We start from the raw sequence: 18,874 nt of genomic DNA on the forward strand, positions 1-18,874 counted from the left end.
TCGGATGAACGTTCTGGACGCGTCGGAATGGATCCCTCGCCGCGACCGGCACCGGGCGAGGGTGTCCGCGCTGATCGGGCCGCACCTCGAGCGGCGGGACCGCGGGGCGACCCACCCGGTGAACGACTTCCTGTTCACCTATTACAGCTACCGGCCGAACCAGCTGCTCCGCTGGCACGCCGGGTGGGGCACCGTCCTCGCCGGCGCGGACGAGTACGCCGACCTCCGCGGCTATCACCGCGCCGACGGCGGTGTCACCGTCGACCCGGAGTTCCTGCGGCGCCGCGCGGACACGGTCGCGTTCACTGCCCGACTGATGGAGGCGACCGGTGGGCGGCCCCCGCACCTGTCCTGCTTCGGCCTGCACGAGTGGGCGATGGTGTACCGGTCCGAGGAGGTGCGGCACGGCGGCGTGCCGCTGCGGCTCGGGGCGGGCGGCACCGACTCCGTGGTGGAGTCGCTGCAACTGCGCTGCACCCATTACGACGCGTACCGCTTCTTCACCCCGGCCGCCGAACCCCGGAACAGCGTGCCGCTGACCCGGGCCGACCAGCTCGGCCGGGAGCAGCCCGGGTGCCTGCATGCGTCGATGGATCTGTACAAGTACTGCTACAAGCTCGCGCCGATGATCGACTCGGACCTGACCGTCGACTGCTTCGAACTGGCGCTTGCCGCACGGGAACTCGACATGCGGGCCAGCCCGTACGACCTGAGCGGATACGGCTACACCCCGATCCCGATCGAGACCCCGCACGGCCGCGCCGAATACGTCCGGGAGCAGGCCGCGCTGGCCGCCCGCGCCGCACCGCTGCGTGCCGCGTTGCACGACCGGTGCCGCCGGTTGCTCGCCGCCGTGGGGCCGTGACTCCCCCGGTGCCCGACCACGCCGGGGACTACCTGGCGGCCCGCCTCCCCGTGTACGCGGTGGCGGCGGGCTCGCTGACCGCCCTCACCGGCGCCGTCGACCGGTTCGACCGCGCGCACGGCCGCGACCCCCGGCAGTGGCGGCTCGACCCCGAGCGGATCGCCGCGTCGTTCGCGAGCGACCGTCTGCTGCGGTTGTCGGGCGCCCCGGTGTCCGGTTTCGCGGAGCTGTCGGGGTTCTTTCCGGCGTCGGACGGCTGGGTGCGGACCCACGCCAACTACCCGCACCACCGCACCCGGCTGCTGTCGGCGCTCGACCTGTCCGCCGACGCCGGCCGGGACGCGGTGGCCGCCCGGATCGGGACCCTCACCGCCGCCGAGATCGAGGATCGGGCCGCCGCCGCGCAGGCCGTCGCGGTGCGGGTGCGGACGGCCGCGGAGTGGGCGGCGAGCCCGCAGGGGGCGGCCGCCGCGACCGGCGACCTCGTGTCCACCGTGGTGCACGCCGCCGGGCAGCGCTCCCGCATCGTTCCCGGCCCGGGACCGTTGGCGGGGGTGCGGGTTCTGGACCTGACCCGGGTGATCGCGGGCCCCGTCGCCACCCGCACGCTGGCGCTCCTAGGCGCCGAGGTGCTGCGGATCGATCCCCCGTCGCTCCCCGAGATCGTCGTGCAGCACCGCGACACCGGGCAGGGCAAGCGGTCCGCGCTGCTCGACGTGCGGTCCGCGGACGGCCGAGCGGTGTGGGACCGCCTGCTCGCCGGGGCGGACGTGGTCGTCACCGGCTACCGTCCGGGCGCGCTGGACGGGCTGTTCGACCACGCCCCACCGCATCTGGTGCGGGGACGGGTGTGCGCGTGGGGCGGCTCCGGTCCCTGGGCGGACCGGCGGGGATTCGACAGCATCGTCCAGGCGGCGTCGGGGATCGCGACGATCGAGGGCGTCGGCGACATTCCCGGCGCGCTGCCCGCGCAGGCACTCGATCACGCCACCGGGTATCTGCTCGCCGCCGGCATCGTCGACGCCCTCGCCGCCGGGTACACCGACGGGCGCGGCCGGACCGTCGACGTGTCCCTGGCCCGCACCGCGGCGTGGCTGCTGACCGCGGACGGCCGATCCGAGGATCCGCCGCCGCCGGCGGTGCCCGGACCCCGCTGCCTCACCGCGCACGGCGACCTGGTGACGGCCCGCCCCGCCCTGGCCGAATTCGACGACTACCCGTTCCCGGCCCGGCCCTGGGGCGGCGACGTCCCCGCCTGGCCCGGGCTCACCCCGTCGCCGTGAACCGTGCGCCCGGTTCCCCGCTCAGATGTCCCGGCGGCAACCGGCGACCGCACAGCACGAGGAGCAGGTCCTGGGCGGAACCGCGCAGCGGCGCACCCACACCGAAGGTCCAGGTTCGATCGTCCGCCGTCAACTGCACGCCCGTCAGGTCGACGCCGAAGTACTTCACGTGCTTCGGGCCGACGCCGCCGAGGACCCGGTCGAGGCGGTCGTCCGGGACCCGCCTGCCCAGGCCGAGCGCCACCGACACGTCGAGACCGTGGATCACGTCGTGGGACAGTGCCCCTCGAAGCCGCCTCCCGGCGGCGTCCACGGGTGCGCGACGTTCTCCTCCAGTGTGCGCAGCAGCGCGCCGGCGGTCAGAGTCCGCGCGTCCTCGCGGGCCTGCGCGTCCGACATCCGGTTGAATTTGCCGCGCGCCTTCACCATCTTCAGCAGGATCCGCGGCGTCGACAGGCGATACGGCATGGTGATGTGCGCGATTACCTCCCGGGTGCGCCACCCCGCGCACAGCGACGGCGCGTCCCATTGCTCCGGCGTCAGTCCCGCCAGCATCGACGCCAGGTCGCGCCGCTCCCCCGCGACCCAGTCCGGGGCCGTGTCCCGTGCCATGTCCGTCTCCTCCGGTCGCCGTGTCGTGCTCTACGTGAACAGACCGTGCCCGCCCGCGAAACTCATCGCGCGGCCGTGAAGAATGATCGCGTGAGCACACACGACTACACGCTGACGGTCACCTGGACCGGCAACCGCGGCGCTGGGACGTCGGGCCCGGACACCTACGACCGGGACCACGTGATCGCGGCGGCCGGGAAACCCGATCTGCCGGGCAGCGCGGACCCGTCGTTCCGCGGCGACGCTGCCCGCTGGAATCCGGAGGAACTGCTCGTTGCGTCGCTGTCGCAGTGCCACATGCTCTGGTATCTGGGTCTGGCCGCCGCGGCCGGTGTGGTCGTCGTCGACTACCGGGACGACGCGACGGGCACGATGGTCGAACACCCGGACGGGGCAGGCGAATTCACCGAGGTGGTGCTGCATCCCACGGTCACCGTCACGGAGGCGGCGATGGCCGCGCGCGCCGAGTCGCTGCATGCGCGGGCGCACGCGAAGTGCTTCATCGCCCGGTCGGTCGCGTTCCCCGTGCACCACCGGCCGACGGTGGTGACGGCGTGAGCAGGCAGCGGCTGATCGTCGACGTCGACACCGGCATCGACGACTCCCTCGCCCTGCTGTACCTGCTGGCCAGCCCGGAGGCCCAGATCGCGGGCATCGCCAGCACCGCGGGCAACGTGCCCGTCGAGCAGGTCGCGGCGAACAACCTGAACTGGCTCGAACTGTGCGGGGCCCCCGACGTCGAGGTGGCGCTCGGCGCCCGGGTGCCGCTGGACTGCCCGCTGCGCACCACCGAGGACACGCACGGCCCGCAGGGCATCGGGTACGCCGTCCTCCCCCCGTCCGGCCGGTCGCTGTCCGAGCGGGACGCGACCAGCCTGTGGGTGGACCTGGTCCGGGACGCTCCCGGGGAGCTGACCGGGCTGGTGACCGGGCCGCTGACGAACCTGGCCCTCGCGATCCGCGAGGAACCGGAACTGCCCCGGATGCTGCGGCGCCTGGTCGTGATGGGCGGGGCGTTCAACCACCCCGGCAACACGACCCCCACCAGTGAATGGAACGTGTCGGTGGATCCGGAGGCAGCCAAGGAGGTGTTCGACGCCTTCTCCGGTCTGCCCGAGGGCAGGCGGCCCATCCTGTGCGGGCTGGACGTCACCGAGACGATCGAGATGACACCGGACCACGTGCGGCGGCTCGCGGAGGCGGCCGGCAGCACCCCCGCCGAGATCATCTCCCCCGACGACGGCCCGCAGGTGCGCTCGACCGCCAGCAACGCGGTGATCCGGCACCTGTCCGACGCCATCCGGTTCTACATGGACTTCCACCGCACCCACGACCAGGGTTTCCTGGCGCACATGCACGACCCGTTCGCGGCGGCCGTGGCACTGAACCCGGCGATCGCACGGACCCGGCCTGCGACCGTCGACGTCGAACTGCACGGCCGGCTCACCCGGGGCACCACGGTCGCCGACTGGGTGGGCCACTGGAACCGGGAACCCAACGTCGACGTCGCGGTGAGCACCGACCCGGCCGCGTTCTTCGACGATCTCGTCGACCGGGTCGGGCGCTTCGCGAAATCAGTCGGCTGACGCGTCCGCATCGTCGAACGCGTGGAGGATCTCGGCGGCGGCCAGCGCCGCCGTCAGGGATCCGTCCCGCACCCGCTGTTCGACGTCGCCGCGGATCGCCTTGACCCTCGTGTTCGACGCGAGGCGGCGCAGCAGCTGGTCGTTGACCATCGTCCACGTCCAGTCCACCTGCTGGCGGCGCCGGTTCTCCTCGAACTGCCCGGCCGCGGTCAGCACGTCCCGGTGCTTGCAGACGGTGTTCCAGAAGTCCTCGAGACCGACACCCTCGAGACCGCTCATCGTGATCACCGGCGGCGTCCAGACGGCGTCGTGCGGGTAGATCAGGCGCAGCGCACCGGCGAGTTCCCGGGCGGCGCCCTTCGCCTCCCGCTCGTGCTTGCCGTCCGCCTTGTTCACGGCGACGAGGTCGGCGAGTTCGAGGACCCCCTTCTTGATGCCCTGCAACTGGTCGCCGGTGCGGGCCAGGGTGAGGAAGCAGAAGCAGTCCACCATGTTCGCGACCGTCACCTCGGACTGCCCGACACCGACCGTCTCGACGAGGATCACGTCGAAGCCGGCCGCCTCGAGCAGCACGATCGTCTCGCGGGTCGCCTTCGCGACCCCGCCGAGGGTCCCCGACGTCGGGGACGGCCGGATGTAGGCGTCCTTCTCGACGGTCAGCCGCGCCATCCGTGTCTTGTCGCCCAGGATCGACCCGCCGGTGCGTGTCGACGACGGGTCGACGGCCAGGACCGCCACCCGGTGCCCCTGCCCGATCAGGTGCATCCCGAGCGCGTCGATGAACGTGGACTTCCCGACGCCGGGCACCCCGGTGATCCCGACCCGGTGCGCCTTCCCCGACTCCGGCAGCAGCTCGAGCAGCAGCCGCTGCGCCGCCTCACGGTGGTCGGTGCGGGTGGACTCGACCAGGGTGATGGCCTTCGCCAGGCCGGCGCGCTGGTTGGCGCGCACGGCCTGGGCGAGGGCGTCGATGTCGACTGGAGGCCGCCCCATGCTATTCCGGGGTGCCCGTCAGGTCGTGGCCGAGTTGCGCGGCCAGCTTCTCGAGCAGACCGCTGGCGGCGTCCGCGATGACCGTCCCCGGCGGGAAGATCGCCGCGGCGCCGGCCTCGTACAGTTCGGCGAAGTCGCCGGGCGGGATGACGCCACCGACCACGATCATGATGTCGGGGCGTCCCACCGCCGCGAGTGCTTCCCGGAGCGCGGGCACCAGCGTGAGGTGACCTGCGGCCAACGACGACACACCGACCACGTGGACGTCGTTGTCGGCCGCCTGGTTGGCGACCTCCTCCGGGGTCTGGAACAGCGGTCCGACGTCCACGTCGAATCCGATGTCCGCGAAGGCCGTGGCGATCACCTTCTGGCCGCGGTCGTGACCGTCCTGCCCCATCTTGGCGATGAGGACACGGGGACGCCGGCCCTCCTCTTCCGCGAACTTCTCGACGAGTTCGGTTGCCCTGTTGATGTTGTCGACCTTCCCGGCCTCGTCCCGGTACACCCCGCTGATGGTGCGGATCTCGGCCTGGTGACGCCCGTACACCTTCTCCAGCGCCTCGGAGATCTCCCCGACCGTGGCCTTCGCCCGGGCCGCGTCGATCGCCAGCGCCAGCAGGTTGTTCTCCATGCCGCCCTCGGTGGCCGCGGCGGCGCGGCTCAGTTCCGCGAGCGCCGCCTCGACGGCTCCCGAGTCCCGGTCGGCGCGCAGCCGGTCCAGCTTCTCGAGCTGTTCCTTGCGGACCCGCGAGTTCTCGACCTTGAGGACCTCGATCTCGTCGGCCTCGTCCGGCACGTACTTGTTGACGCCGATCAGCGGCTGCCGGCCAGAGTCGATACGGGCCTGGGTGCGAGCCGCGGCCTCCTCGATGCGCAGCTTCGGGATGCCCTCGCTGATCGCCTGCGCCATGCCGCCGGCCTCTTCGACCTCGGCGATGTGCGCGCGCGCACGGTTCGCCAGCTGGTGGGTGAGCCACTCGACGTAATGCGAACCGCCCCAGGGGTCGATGGGACGGACGGTCCCCGACTCCTGCTGCAGCAGCAGCTGGGTGTTGCGGGCGATGCGGGCGGAGAAGTCCGTCGGCAGGGCGAGGGCCTCGTCGAGTGCGTTGGTGTGCAGCGACTGGGTGTGCCCCTGCGTCGCCGCCATCGCCTCGACGCACGTGCGGGCCACGTTGTTGTACACGTCCTGCGCGGTCAGCGACCAGCCCGACGTCTGCGAGTGGGTGCGCAGCGACAACGACTTCGCGGACTTCGGTTCGAACTTCGCGACCAGTTCACTCCACAGCAGGCGGCCGGCGCGCAGCTTCGCGACCTCCATGAAGAAGTTCATGCCGATCGCCCAGAAGAACGACAGCCGCGGCGCGAACTTGTCGATCTCCATGCCCGCGTCGAGGCCGGCGCGGATGTATTCGACACCGTCGGCGAGGGTGTACGCCAGCTCCAGATCGGCGGTGGCACCGGCCTCCTGGATGTGGTAGCCGGAAATGGAGATCGAGTTGAACTTCGGCATCTTCGCGCTGGTGTACGCGAAGATGTCGGAGATGATCCGCATCGACGGCTTCGGCGGGTAGATGTAGGTGTTGCGGACCATGAACTCCTTCAGAATGTCGTTCTGAATGGTTCCGGCCAGCTGCTCCGGGGCGACACCCTGCTCCTCGGCGGCCACGACGTACAGCGCGAGGATCGGCAGCACCGCACCGTTCATGGTCATCGACACGCTGACACTGTCGAGCGGGATGTGGTCGAACAGCTGACGCATGTCCAGGATCGAGTCGATCGCCACACCGGCCATGCCGACGTCGCCCTGCACCCGCGGGTGGTCGGAGTCGTAGCCTCGGTGCGTCGCCAGGTCGAACGCCACCGACAGACCCTTCTGACCGGCCGCGAGGTTGCGGCGGTAGAAGGCGTTGGATTCGGCGGCGGTCGAGAAGCCCGCGTACTGGCGGATCGTCCACGGCTGGTTCACGTACATGGTGGGGTACGGCCCGCGCACGAACGGCGCGGCGCCCGGGAAGCTGCCCACCGGGTAGCCCTCGGCCTCGGCGGCGTCCCGGTCGGCCTTGGTGTAGACCGGTTTGACGTCGATGCCCTCGGGGGTGGACCACACCACCTGTTCCGGGCTGTAGTGGTTCGCCGCCGCGGCGGACGCGATCAGCTCGTCCGTCTGCTCCGGCGTCGGAGCGGACGGCTGAGGAGACTGCGGATCCTCCAGTGGCACTTCGGCGAAGCTGCCGATCGCGTGCTTGACCTCGCGAGTAGTCACTTCTTGCTCCCTGTGTCGCCCGAGGAGTCGCTCGGGCTCTCGATGGTGTCGAGCAGGCCGGACAGGACCGAGACTGCGTCGATGCGGGCGGTGACGAATCCGTCGGGCCGGGCGGCGCCGTCCGCGTCGGCGACGACCTTCTCCGGGCCGGCGAGCAGCACGGTGCCGATTCCGGCGGCGCGCAGTTCCTCCGCCGCGGCCGTGGCCTCGGCGGCGTACCGCTTGTCGGTGCCGCAGATCACGGCGATGCCGGCGCCGGAGTCCTTCGCGGCGGCGGCGATGCTGCCGTCACCGACCGCGAGGGGGCCGGGGTTGAGGGCCTCGATGCCGCCCGACGCCAGCAGGTTCGCGCTGAACGTGGTCCGCACGTTGTGCTCGGCGACGGGTCCGAGCGGGGCCAGGAACACGGTGGGGCGCGCACCGTTGGCCGCCAGGTAGGCGTCGGAGCGGTCCCGCAGCACCTCGAACGCGGCGGCGTACCGGGCGACGCGGCCCGTGTCCGCGGCGCCGGCGGGCAGCGGTGCCTCGCCGAGGTTCGGGAACTCGTTGACCCCGGTGACGGTGGTCTTGCGGTGCGCGATGTCCGAATCACGTTGCGCGCGGGTGGAAGCGATCCGTTCGCCGATCAGGCCGGCGTCGAGTGCGGCGAGGTAGCCGCCGGCCGCCTCGATCTGCTGGAAGAACTCCCACGCCTTGGCCGCGACCTGCTGGGTGAGGTCCTCGACGTACCAGGACCCGGCCGCGGGGTCGAGCACCCGGCCGAGGTGCGACTCCTCGAGCAGCAGCAGCTGGGTGTTGCGGGCGATGCGCGCGGCGAAGGTCTTCGACACCCCCAGCGCCCCGGCGGGCAGCGCGGAATCGAACGGCAGCACCGTGACGGCGTCCGCGCCGCCGACGCCGGCACCGAACGCGGCGAGGGTGGTGCGGAGCATGTTCACCCACGGGTCGCGCTGCGCCATCATGGCGGCGGACGTGACGGCGTGCTGCGGGGCGCCGCCGAAGTCGGAGGCGCCGCACACCTGGGCGATCCGCGCCCACACCAGCCGCGCGGCACGGAACTTGGCGATGGTCTGGAACTGGTCGTCGGTGGCCGAAAACCGGAAGCCGAGCTGCCCGAGGGCCTGCCCGATGGTCAGCCCGCTCGCGGTGAGCACCCGCAGGTACTCGAGCCCCGCCGCGATCGATGCGCCGAGTTCCTCGGCGTCGGAGGCGCCTGCGTCGTGAAATGCGGTGCCGTCCACGGCGATCGCCCGCACGCTCTCGGACCGGGCCGCGGATTCGGTGGCGAGGGTCACCGCGTCGCCGAGTTCCACGTCGGCAGTACCGGCGAACGCGCTCGTGAGCGGTGCGGCGCCGAGGTCGACACGGACCGCGGTGCGGTCGGTGACCCCGTCGCCGGCGGCGGCACGGGCGTCGAGCAGCGCGAACAGCGCCCGCGCCGCGAGCGGTGCGTCGGTGCCGGCGTCGAGGGTCAGCGGGGCGAGGTCGAGGAGCACACCGTCGAGGGCCGTCTCCAGGGACCGGACGGGGAGATCGGCGCCGCCGACGGCGAGCCACAGGGCGCTGACCCCGTTCTCCAGGGAGTCCAGGACGGAGCGGTTGACGTCCGCGGCTTCCGCACCCTCACCGAAGCGGGCGCTGACCAGCCAGCCGGCGTTGACGTCGCGGGTGGCGTCGGCGCCGCGCACGTAGGGGAAGGTGCCGGGCAGGGGCTGCTCCGGGCGCTCGTCGCGGGGGCTGTACAGCGGTGCGATGGTGACACCGTCGTAGGTGACGGTCTCGAGGAGCTTCTGGGGTTCCGGACCGAGTTCCGCGGCGTCGATCCGACGCGACTTCGCGAGGACTCCGGCCACGGAGTGCTGCCAGTCGGCGTACGCCCGCGCAGCTTCCTCGGTTTCTGAAGCTAGTGACACGGTGTCGGCTTCCTCTCCCTGATGAGCGATCGATCAATACGTTGTGTGACTGTGATGCTAGCCGCAGTTCGGCGCCCCCTATCGTGAGGATCACCACACGATGAATAACCTCAGGTCATGAGCGTTGCGCACGAACCGGCGGTGACCGGTCGCACGAACACCCAGCGGCTGTTCGGGCTCGGTGCGCCGACCCGGGACGTCGACGACCGCGGCGAACCACTCAATCGTATGAGCATGGACATCGCTGCGCTCGCCGCGAAGACCGCCGACATCTCCTACGGCGGCGTCCTCGCCGTGCTGCTCGACGACCTCCTCGGATTCACGGTGTGGGACCGGCGCGGAACACGCGACGGCCTGGTCACGGCCGAGTTGTCGATGGACGTCGTCACGCCCCGGCGGTGGCGGGGCCCGACGCTGTGGGCGGAGAGCCGGCTCCTCGCGGTCACCGCCGACGGCGGCACCTCCACCGCCCGCGTCCACGATGCGGCCGGGACCCTGATCGCCACCGGCACCCTGTGGGGCAACTTCGTGGACCTGCCGGCGCCGGCGCCGGACGGTGGCGCCCTCCCCGAGTTCCCGGAACCGGGGGTCGCGCCGCTCGACTGGATCGGCGGGCGGGTCGAGGACGCCGGTACGCGGGTGGTGGTGCCGGCGAACCCGCTGATCGCGAACAAGCTCGGGTTCGTCCACGGCGGCGTCCAGGCCTGCGCGACGGACCTCGCCGCGAGCGCGGCCCTGAGCGGGCAGGGCGCGGACATGGACACCGCTTCCGTGCGGATCAACTATTTCCGCCCGGTTCCGCTGGACTGCGACACGACGTTCACCGCGGACGTGGTGCGGGCGGGCCGCGCGGTGGCGACGACCCGGGTGGCCGGGACGTCGGGCGGGCGGGTCTGCGTCGAGGCGACGGTGACCGGGCGCCGCCGGCTGCCCTGACCGGCGCTCGCGGCGCCCCGGACCGGTCTCCCGGGTAGCCTGGTGCCCTGTGAAGAGACGCCTCGGGGACCGCAGGGTGATCGGCGTCGCAGTACTGGCAGTCGCGCTGGTCGTCGTGGCGCTGCTGGCCCCGCATCCGTCCGTGCTGCAGGTGCGGGAATGGGCGCACTCCGTCGGTCCGGCGTTTCCCCTCGTCTTCTTCGCCGTGCACGCGGTGGTGACGGTGTTCCCGTTCCCCCGCACGGTGTTCACGCTCAGCGCCGGATTGCTGTTCGGCGCGTGGCTGGGCATCGCGATCGCGGTGCTGGCGTCGACGGTGAGCGCCGTGCTCGCCCTCTACCTGGTGCGTGCCGTCGGCCGGGACGTGGTGTGGCAGCGCATCTCCAACCCGACGATCCGGCGGGTGGACGAGCGGATCGCCCGGCGCGGCTGGCTCGCGGTGGGGTCGTTGCGGCTGATCGCGTTCGTCCCGTTCTCCGTGGTGAACTACTGCGCAGGCGTGTCCTCGATCCGGCTGATCCCGTACGTGCTGGCCACGGTGATCGGTGTGCTGCCGGGGACCGTCGGCATCGTCGTGCTCGGCGACGCGCTCACCGGGGAGACGAAGCCGGGACTCCTGGTGCTGTCCGCGGTGTGCATCGCCGTCGGAATCGCCGGGCTGGTGGTGGATTCCCGGCGGCCGCTGGACGGTTCCGGTGACGCGGTGCCGGAACCGGTTGTCGACCGCCCCGCCGAGGATGAGTCAATCCCGCAGTCTTGAACCCGCGAAGTCAAGCTTTGAGTATTGACATCGTGATATCCAGTTTCTAGCCTTGACTCATGTTCGTGTTGACGGTCGACCAGCGCGGCAGCCGCCGCGACATCGACCGTGTCGCCCCACTCCTCTCCGAATTCGCGCACCGCGACCTCGTCCGCCCGTTCCAGCGGACCGCGGGCGACGAGGTCCAGGCCGTCGTCGCGGACCCGGCGACCGTCGTCGACCTCGCCCTCGACCTCGTCGCCCGCGAACACTGGAGCATCGGCATCGGCGCCGGACCCGTCGAGGAACCCCTCCCCAGCGAAACCCGGGCCGGGCGCGGCCCCGCGTTCGAATCCGCGCGGATCGCCGTCGACCGCGCCAAGAGCGCCCCCGGACGGGTGGCCGTCGAGGGTCCGGACCCGGACGGCGCCGCCGACGCGGACACCGCGCTCGCCCTCGTCGCGGTCCTCGTCGCGCGCCGCACCGAGGAGGGCCGCGAGGCCGTCGAGCAGATGCGGCGCGGCTCCACCCAGACCGAGGCGGCCCGCGCGCTGGGCATCAGCAAGCAGGCCGTCTCCCAACGACTCTCCACCGCGGGCTGGCACGTCGAGACCGCGGGGCGACGACTGGCCGAACGACTCCTACGCAAGGCGGACACGTGACGACCCTGGCCCTCATCGCCCTCGGCGTCGCCGCGCTCGCACCCCTGGTGCTCGCGGGGCCCCGCGGCCCCCGCTGGATGTCGCAGTGGGCGGCGCCGATCGTGGTCGTGCTCGCCCTGACCGTCGCGGCGGTCGCCGCATCCGCCACCACACCGGTCACCGGGTTCGCCCTCGCCGCGACCCTCGTCCTGTGCGTCGCGGCCGCGACCACCGGCGGGGCGCCGCTCGTGCTGGCCGCGTTCCGCATCGCGCGCCGCCAGCCCGACGCCGGATCCGACCCGCGACCCGACGCCGGGCCGCTGCGCGGCGGACGGATCATCGGCCTCCTCGAGCGTGCCGCCGTCGCCGTCTCGATCCTCGCGGCCTGGCCGGAGGGCATCGCCGTCGTACTGGCGGTCAAGGGACTGGCCCGCTACCCCGAACTGCGCGAGGCGCACGCCTCGGAACAATTCATCATCGGCACGTTCACCAGCGTGCTCTGGGCGATCGCGGTGTGCGGAACGGGCCGCGCCCTCATCACGTAGCAGCCCGTCCCGGTGACCTCCACCGGTGTGGGACATTCACCCCGGGGGTGCGCGAAACCAGCCCTGGGGGTGATGGGTTCCCGCCTCGGCGCGGACGAGAGTCGTACTCGTCCAATCCGAGGGAGAGAGCATCCTTGCCTACCGATTTCGTGTCCCACGTCCGCGCCCAGGTCGCCGTCTACGGCGACGACCGGTCCTACACCTACCACCGCGAGGTCGGCCGCGAACTCGTCGCCGAGGAAGTGACCTACCGCGAACTGGACCGGGACGCCCGCGCACTCGCGGTGTGGCTGTCGACGCGGCCCGAGGCCGAACACCCGGTGATGCTGCTGTACGTCGACGGAATCGACTTCCTCCGCGCGTTTCTCGGCTGCCTCTACGCCGGGGTGGTCGCCGTACCCGCACCGGTCCCGCACGACGAGCGCAGCATGCAGCGCGTCGCCACGATGTTCGCGGACGCCGACGTGCGCCTCGTGCTCACCACGTCCGCGGTCGCCGAACCGCTCGACAGCTGGATCCGCGAGTCCGGGCTCGCCGCCACGGTTTCCGTCGCCGCCACCGACACCGCCGAACTCGGCGACCCCGACCCCGACCACTGGCGCCTGCCCGGACTCGACGCCGGCACCCTGGCCTTCCTCCAGTACACGTCCGGTTCCACCAGCGAACCGAAGGGCGTGATGGTGACCCACGGAAACCTGCTGCACAACGCGGCCGCCATGACCGAGGCCAACGGCGCCGACGACACGGTGACCGGGGTCGGCTGGCTCCCGCACTTCCACGACATGGGGCTGATCGGCATGCTGCTGCTGCCGCTCTACTTCGGCGGCAACCTCGCGTTCATGTCGCCGATGGCCTTCCTCAAACGGCCGGTGCGCTGGTTGCAGCTGATCGACAGCTACCGCGCCGACATGACCCTCGGCCCGAACTTCGCGTACGACCTCGTCGCCCGCCGGATCCCCGACGACCAACTGGCCGGGCTGGACTTGTCCTCGGTGCGGGTGGCGCTGAACGGGGCCGAACCCATCCGGCCCCGCACCCTCGACGCCGTGATCGACCGGCTCGGGCCCGTCGGTTTCCGGGCGGGTGCCTTCCTGACCGCGTACGGCATGGCCGAGGCGACCCTGCTCGCCACCGCCAGCGAGGTCGGCTGCGCCCCAAAGTATCTCGACGTCGACGCCGCCGCACTGGAGCGTCACGAACTGACGCCGAAGGCCGGCGGCGCCCGGCTGGTCGGCAGCGGCAGGCCGTTCGGGTGCGACATCCGCATCGTCGACCCGCACACCGGCCGGGAGCAACCGCGCGGGCGGGTCGGGGAGATCTGGATCTCCGGCGGCAGCGTCGCCGCCGGCTACTGGAGACGGCCGGACGAGACCGCGGAGAAGTTCCGCGCCACTCTCGACGGCGACGGACCGTACCTGCGCACCGGCGACCTCGGGGTGTTCGACGACGGGCACCTCTACGTCACCGGCCGCCTGAAGGACCTGCTGATCGTCAACGGCCGCAACCTGTACCCCCAGGACATCGAGGAGGCCGTGCGGGACCTGCATCCGGCGCTCACCGGTTCCGCCGGGGTGGTGTTCTCGCTCGACACCGGGCAGCACGAGCGGCTGCTGGTGATCCACGAGGTCAGGACCGCGCTGATCGACGACTTGACACTGCCCGCACTCGCCCGCCGGATCAGGCTCGGCGTCGCCCGGACCTTCGACGTCCACGCGCCGAGTGTGGTGCTGGTCGACCGCCGCGGCGTGCACCGCACCACCAGCGGGAAGGTCCAGCGCAGATCGATGCGCGCCTCGTTCCTCCGGTCCCGCGTCGACGCCGTCCTGCACGAGGACATCGACCCGGCGGTGCAGCGCCTCCGGACCACCACCGCCGTGCCCGCCTGACCCCGATCACCGACCAGGAGAACCCGATGCCCGTCCCCGAGCAGATCACCCGCCGCGACCTCGCCCCCGTCATCGACTGGCTCGCCTGCCGGGTCGCCGATCACACCGAACGGCCGGTGCACGACGTCGATCCGCACCTCCCCCTCGCCGAGCTGGGAATCGAATCGGTGTCCGCGGTGAGCCTGTGCGGCGAGATCGAGGACCGGTGGGACCTCGAACTCGATCCGACCGTGGTGTTCGACTACCCGACGATCGCCGAGATGGCCGTCTTCGTCGTCGGCGAAACCGCACTGCGGCACCGGAAGGCCTCATGACCGACGTCGCGATAGTCGGCCTCGACTGCCGCTTCCCGCAGGCCCCCGACCCCGCCGCATTGTGGACGCTGCTGATGGAGGGCAGCGACGGCATCACCGACGTCCCCGCCGGACGCTGGAACGCGGACGTCGTGTTCGACGCCGCCGGTGGTCCCGGCACCGTCAACAACCGCAGCGGCGGATTCCTCGCCGACGCGGACGCCTTCGACCACGACTTCTTCGGCATCGCACCCCGCGAGGCCGCGGCGATGGACCCGCAACAGCGGCTGCTGCTGCAGGCGGCGTGGCGGGCGTTCGAGGACGCCGCACTCGATCCGCGGGCCCAGGCCGGTTCGAACACCGGCGTGTACGTCGGCGTCATGGCCAACGAGTGGAATCTCCAGATGCGCGACCTCCCGCGCATCACCCCGCAGCTCGGCAGCGGCAACGGCTATTTCATGACCGCCAACCGGGTCTCTTACCAGCTGAACCTGCAGGGCCCGAGCATGGCGATCGACACCGCCTGCTCGTCGTCGCTCGTCGCCGTCCACCTGGCCTGCGCGGCGCTGCGGTCCGGGGACTGCGACCAGGCCCTCGCCGGGGGCGTCAACCTGACCCTGACCCCCACGGTGAACGTCTTCTACACGCAGGCCGGGCTGTCCGCGCCGGACGGCAGGTGCAAACCGTTCAGCGGTGCGGCCGACGGAATCGGCCGCGGCGAGGGGGTCGCGGTACTCGTGTTGCGCCGGCTCGCGGACGCGCAGGCGGAGGGCCTGCCGATCTACGCCGTGATCAAGGGCAGCGCCGTCAACAACGACGGCCGCAGCAACGGGATCACCGCCCCCAACCGCTGGGCCCAGCAGCAGGTCGTCGAGAAGGCGTACCGGCGTGCGGGTGTCACGCCCGCACAGGTCGCGTTCGTCGAGGCGCACGGCACCGGGACGGTGCTCGGCGACATGATCGAGATCAAGGCCCTCGGTCACGTCCACGCGGTGCCCCGCCCGCGGCCGTGCGCGATCGGGTCGATCAAGGGCAATCTCGGTCACACCGAGGGCGCGGCCGGGGTGGCCGGACTGATCAAGGCAGCCCTGGCGCTGCACCACCGGGTGGTGCCGCCCAGCCGCGGCGCGGCGGACGTCAACCCGCGGCTCCGGTTGGCGGACAACGGTCTTCAGATCCTGTCGGAGCCGATGCCGCTGCCCGGCGGCGACGTGCACGGCGCCGTGAGCAGTTTCGGGCTCGGCGGCACCAACGCCCACCTGCTGCTCGCCGCGGCGCCCGCCGGCGAGCAGCACGCGGCGAGCACGGGCGGCGGCGTGCTCACCCTGTCGTCGAACGACCGGGACGGCCTCGCCCGCACCGCCGCCGCCCTGGCCGACGATCTGCTCGCCCACCCCCACGCCGAACTGGGCCGGGTGTGCTGGAGCACGAACACGGTCAAGGCATCCGGGCGCCACCGGCTCGCGCTCCCCGCCCACGACCGGGAGGAGGCCGTCGCGGCGCTGCGCGCGGCGGCCGGTGACGAACACCTGCTCGAGTCGCTGTCCGGGACGGCCCGCCCGGTCAGCGTCGGCTGGTTCTTCACCGGGCAGGGCGCGCAGTACCCGGGAATGTCCCGCGCCCTGCACGAGAAGCACGGCGCGTACCGGCGGGCGCTGTCCGACGTGGACGAGCGGATGACCCCGCACCTGGGCCGCTCGGTCCGGGACGTGCTGTTCGGCACCGGCGAAGACATCCACCGCACCGAGTTCGCGCAACCCGCCCTGTTCGCGGTCGAGTACGCGCTGGCCCGGACGCTCGGTGAACTGGGCATCGAACCGGCGTGGCTGATCGGCCACAGCGTCGGCGAATACGCGGCCGCCGCCCACGCAGGCGTGTTCGGCCTGGACGACGCGTGCCGGCTGATCGTCGCGCGGGGACGGCTCATGCAGCAACTACCCGCCGGCGGCACGATGCTGGCGGTGCGGGCCACCCCGGACGACGTCGCCGCCCTGCTCGCCGGCGAACCCGCGGCCGCACTGGCGGCGGTGAACGGGCCGCGGGACGTGGTGCTGTCGGGGGCGGCAGACGCCGTCGACCGGATCGGCGCCGCGCTGACCGCGGCCGGAGTCCCCGTCCGCAGGCTCACCGTCTCGCACGCCTTCCACTCCCCCGCGATGGCACCGATCCGGGACGCGTTCGCCGAGGTCGCCGCCGACTGCACGTACAGGCCGCCCGAGATCCCGATCTTCTCCACCACCCGGGGGCGGCTCCTCGACGTCGACGAACCGATGGACGCGACCTACTGGACCGACCACATCACGGCCACCGTGCGCTTCGCGGACGCCACCGCGGCCGCCCTGACCTGCGATCCCACCCACCTGATCGAGGTGGGCCCCGCACGAATCCTGTTGCCGCTGACCGCCCGCGCCCATCCCGGCTCGCCGGCGCGGCACCTGGCGCCGTGCCCCGGCCCGGCCGCCACCGGCGACGAACTCCCCGCAACCGTCGCCGCCCTGTACCGGGACGGCCACGACCCGGCGTGGGACGCGCTGTACGAGCCGGGCACCCGGGTCCGCCGGCGACTGCGCGGGTACCCGTTCGCGACCACCGCCCGCTTCTGGACACCCGAGAACGCACCCACCGCGGCGCAACCCGCCGAACCCGCACCACCCACCGTCGCTGCCGAGCCCGAGGACACCACCATGGACCACCTGATCGCTCTGTTCCGGGAGCAGGCCGCCGTGCTCGCCGCCGCCGCCGGTGTCCCCGGGACGGGACTGTCCGTCCCGGGGGCGACACCGGACACCGCGCCCGGTCCAGCGGCGTCGGCCGGCGACACCGCGACCCGGGTGCGCGCGGAAGTCGCACGGGTCAGCGGATTCCCCGCGGCCGCGCTGACCGCGACGCAGACGATCGCCGGCGACCTCGGATTCGACTCGATCATGATCACCGACCTGTTCGGCGGGTTGCGCCGCGCATTCCCCGGTCTCGTCGTCGAACCGGACTGGTTCACACCGGGCCGCACGCTCGGCGAGGTGATCGACCACGTGACGGCGCACCGCGTCCCCGGGTCGCGGCCCGCCGTGACGCCCGTCCCGGACCCGGAACCGGCGGTGGCACCCGAGTTCCGCATCGCCGACTTCCCGGAGGTGCAGGCGCTCGCCGCACGGCTGACCGCCGCCGAGGGGCTCGGCGTCACCAACCCGTACTTCCTCGTCAACGACGGCGTCACCCGGGACACGTCGACGATCGACGGCGCGGAGGTCCTCAACTTCTCCAGCTACAACTACCTCGGCATGTCCGGGCACCCGGCCGTCGTCTCCGCGGTCCAGGACGCCGTCGCCCGCTACGGCAGCTCCTGCTCGGCCAGCCGCGTGCTGTCCGGGGAGAAACCGGTACACCGCGAACTCGAGGCCGCACTGGCCGGGCTGCTCGGAACCGACGACGCCATCGCCCTCGTCAGCGGGCACGCCACCAACGTCACGGTCATCGGCCACCTCCTCGGGGAGGGTGACCTCGTCGTCCACGACAGCCTCGCGCACGACAGCATCCTGCAGGGTTGCGCACTGTCCGGCGCCACCCGGCGCCCGTTCCCGCACAACGACCACGCGGCGCTCGATGCCCTGCTCACCGCGATCCGCTCGCGGTACCGGCGGGTCCTCATTCTCATCGAGGGCGTGTACAGCCAGGACGGCGACATTCCCGACCTGCCCGCGATGATCACGGTGAAGAAGAAGCACCAGGCGCTGATGATGATCGACGAGGCGCACAGCATCGGGGTGCTCGGCGCCACCGGCGGCGGCATCGGCGAGCACTTCGGCGTCGACCGCGACGACGTGGAATTGTGGTCGGGCACGATGTCGAAGGCGCTGGCCGGGTGCGGCGGCTATGTCGCGGGCAGCGCCGAACTGATCCGGTTCCTGAAGTACACGACGCCCGGCTTCGTCTACAGCGTCGGGATGACGCCGATGAATGCCGCGGCGTCCCTGGCCGCGATCCGGCAGATGCGCGCCGAACCCGAGGCCCTCGGCAGGTTGCGTCGCAACTCCCGGCTGTTCCTGCAACTCGCCGCGGACGCCGGAATCGACACCGGGGACAGCGGGGACACCCCGGTCATCCCCTGCATCGTCGGGGATTCACTACGCACCCTCGCGCTGTCGGGTGCGCTGCTCCGGCGCGGCATCAACGTCAACCCCATCCTCTACCCGGCGGTGCCGGAGAATCTCGCGCGGTTGCGCTTCTTCGTCACCTCCTGCCACACCGAGGACCAGATCCGGTCCACCGTGGCGGCTCTCGCCGAGGAACTCGGCGCGCTCGCCGCGGCCGCGTAGCGC

14 protein-coding genes and 1 pseudogene are annotated in these 18,874 nt (G+C 72.1%); 11 read left to right on the top strand and 4 right to left on the bottom strand.

The features are described 5' to 3' along the window. The first annotated feature begins 4 nt into the window (after positions 1-4). Positions 5-865, top strand: coding sequence for a 3-methyladenine DNA glycosylase (locus BLV94_RS09280; protein WP_072942023.1), 861 nt, complete (start codon positions 5-7; stop codon positions 863-865). Next, complete coding sequence (locus BLV94_RS09285) at positions 862-2,148, top strand: CoA transferase (RefSeq protein WP_072942024.1); 1,287 nt, start codon at positions 862-864, stop codon at positions 2,146-2,148. The genes BLV94_RS09280 and BLV94_RS09285 overlap by 4 nt, the downstream gene beginning before the upstream one ends. Here BLV94_RS09285 and BLV94_RS09290 read toward each other — a convergent pair. Next, positions 2,132-2,760, bottom strand: a pseudogene (locus tag BLV94_RS09290) (maleylpyruvate isomerase family mycothiol-dependent enzyme). The gene BLV94_RS09285 and the pseudogene BLV94_RS09290 sit on opposite strands and share 17 nt — an antisense overlap. 90 nt (positions 2,761-2,850) lie before the next feature. On the opposite strand from BLV94_RS09290, the gene BLV94_RS09295 reads away from it, so the two are divergent. Together BLV94_RS09295 and BLV94_RS09300 are read left to right on the top strand one after the other, a co-directional pair. Then, entirely contained in the window at positions 2,851-3,318 is a 468-nt protein-coding gene (locus BLV94_RS09295) for an OsmC family protein (protein WP_072942025.1), read from the top strand. Next, positions 3,315-4,346 carry a nucleoside hydrolase gene (locus BLV94_RS09300; protein WP_072942026.1) on the top strand — a complete coding sequence of 344 codons (1,032 nt, stop codon included), beginning with the start codon at positions 3,315-3,317 and terminating at the stop codon, positions 4,344-4,346. Before BLV94_RS09295 ends, BLV94_RS09300 begins: the two co-directional genes overlap by 4 nt. Here the strand turns inward: BLV94_RS09300 and meaB are convergent. The 3 genes from meaB to BLV94_RS09315 are packed head-to-tail and all read right to left on the bottom strand — an operon-like array spanning position 4,335 to position 9,518. Then, positions 4,335-5,339: a methylmalonyl Co-A mutase-associated GTPase MeaB gene (meaB, locus tag BLV94_RS09305; protein ID WP_072942027.1), complete on the bottom strand. Its 1,005-nt coding sequence runs from the start codon at positions 5,337-5,339 to the stop codon at positions 4,335-4,337. The two genes, BLV94_RS09300 and meaB, sit on opposite strands and share 12 nt — an antisense overlap. 1 nt (position 5,340) lies before the next feature. Beyond that, entirely contained in the window at positions 5,341-7,605 is a 2,265-nt protein-coding gene (gene scpA / locus BLV94_RS09310; RefSeq protein ID WP_072942028.1) for a methylmalonyl-CoA mutase, read from the bottom strand. Beyond that, positions 7,602-9,518, bottom strand: a complete 1,917-nt coding sequence (locus BLV94_RS09315; protein WP_072942029.1) for a methylmalonyl-CoA mutase family protein — start codon at positions 9,516-9,518, stop codon at positions 7,602-7,604. Before BLV94_RS09315 ends, scpA begins: the two co-directional genes overlap by 4 nt. A 117-nt stretch (positions 9,519-9,635) precedes the next feature. On the opposite strand from BLV94_RS09315, the gene BLV94_RS09320 reads away from it, so the two are divergent. The 7 genes from BLV94_RS09320 (at position 9,636) to BLV94_RS09350 (ending at position 18,871) form a co-directional block, all read left to right on the top strand. Continuing rightward, positions 9,636-10,454 carry a PaaI family thioesterase gene (locus tag BLV94_RS09320; RefSeq protein ID WP_072942031.1) on the top strand — a complete coding sequence of 273 codons (819 nt, stop codon included), beginning with the start codon at positions 9,636-9,638 and terminating at the stop codon, positions 10,452-10,454. A gap of 49 nt (positions 10,455-10,503) precedes the next feature. After that, positions 10,504-11,214, top strand: coding sequence for a TVP38/TMEM64 family protein (locus BLV94_RS09325; protein WP_244163569.1), 711 nt, complete (start codon positions 10,504-10,506; stop codon positions 11,212-11,214). 59 nt (positions 11,215-11,273) lie between these two features. Next, positions 11,274-11,855 (top strand): hypothetical protein, encoded by a 582-nt coding sequence (locus tag BLV94_RS09330; protein WP_072942034.1) that lies wholly within the window; start codon positions 11,274-11,276, stop codon positions 11,853-11,855. Continuing rightward, a complete protein-coding gene (locus tag BLV94_RS09335; RefSeq protein ID WP_072942036.1) occupies positions 11,852-12,379 on the top strand; it encodes a hypothetical protein in 528 nt (175 codons plus the stop codon). The genes BLV94_RS09330 and BLV94_RS09335 overlap by 4 nt, the downstream gene beginning before the upstream one ends. Positions 12,380-12,513: 134 nt before the next feature. Beyond that, positions 12,514-14,265, top strand: a complete 1,752-nt coding sequence (locus tag BLV94_RS09340) for a fatty acyl-AMP ligase (protein WP_072942038.1) — start codon at positions 12,514-12,516, stop codon at positions 14,263-14,265. A 26-nt stretch (positions 14,266-14,291) separates the two neighbouring features. Further along, a complete protein-coding gene (locus tag BLV94_RS09345; protein ID WP_072942039.1) occupies positions 14,292-14,579 on the top strand; it encodes an acyl carrier protein in 288 nt (95 codons plus the stop codon). After that, entirely contained in the window at positions 14,576-18,871 is a 4,296-nt protein-coding gene (locus BLV94_RS09350; RefSeq protein ID WP_072942041.1) for a type I polyketide synthase, read from the top strand. The genes BLV94_RS09345 and BLV94_RS09350 overlap by 4 nt, the downstream gene beginning before the upstream one ends. Positions 18,872-18,874 lie beyond the last annotated feature (3 nt).

The sequence above is a fragment of the Rhodococcus koreensis genome, assembly GCF_900105905.1.
Classification (GTDB): Bacteria; Actinomycetota; Actinomycetes; order Mycobacteriales; family Mycobacteriaceae; genus Rhodococcus_F; species Rhodococcus_F koreensis.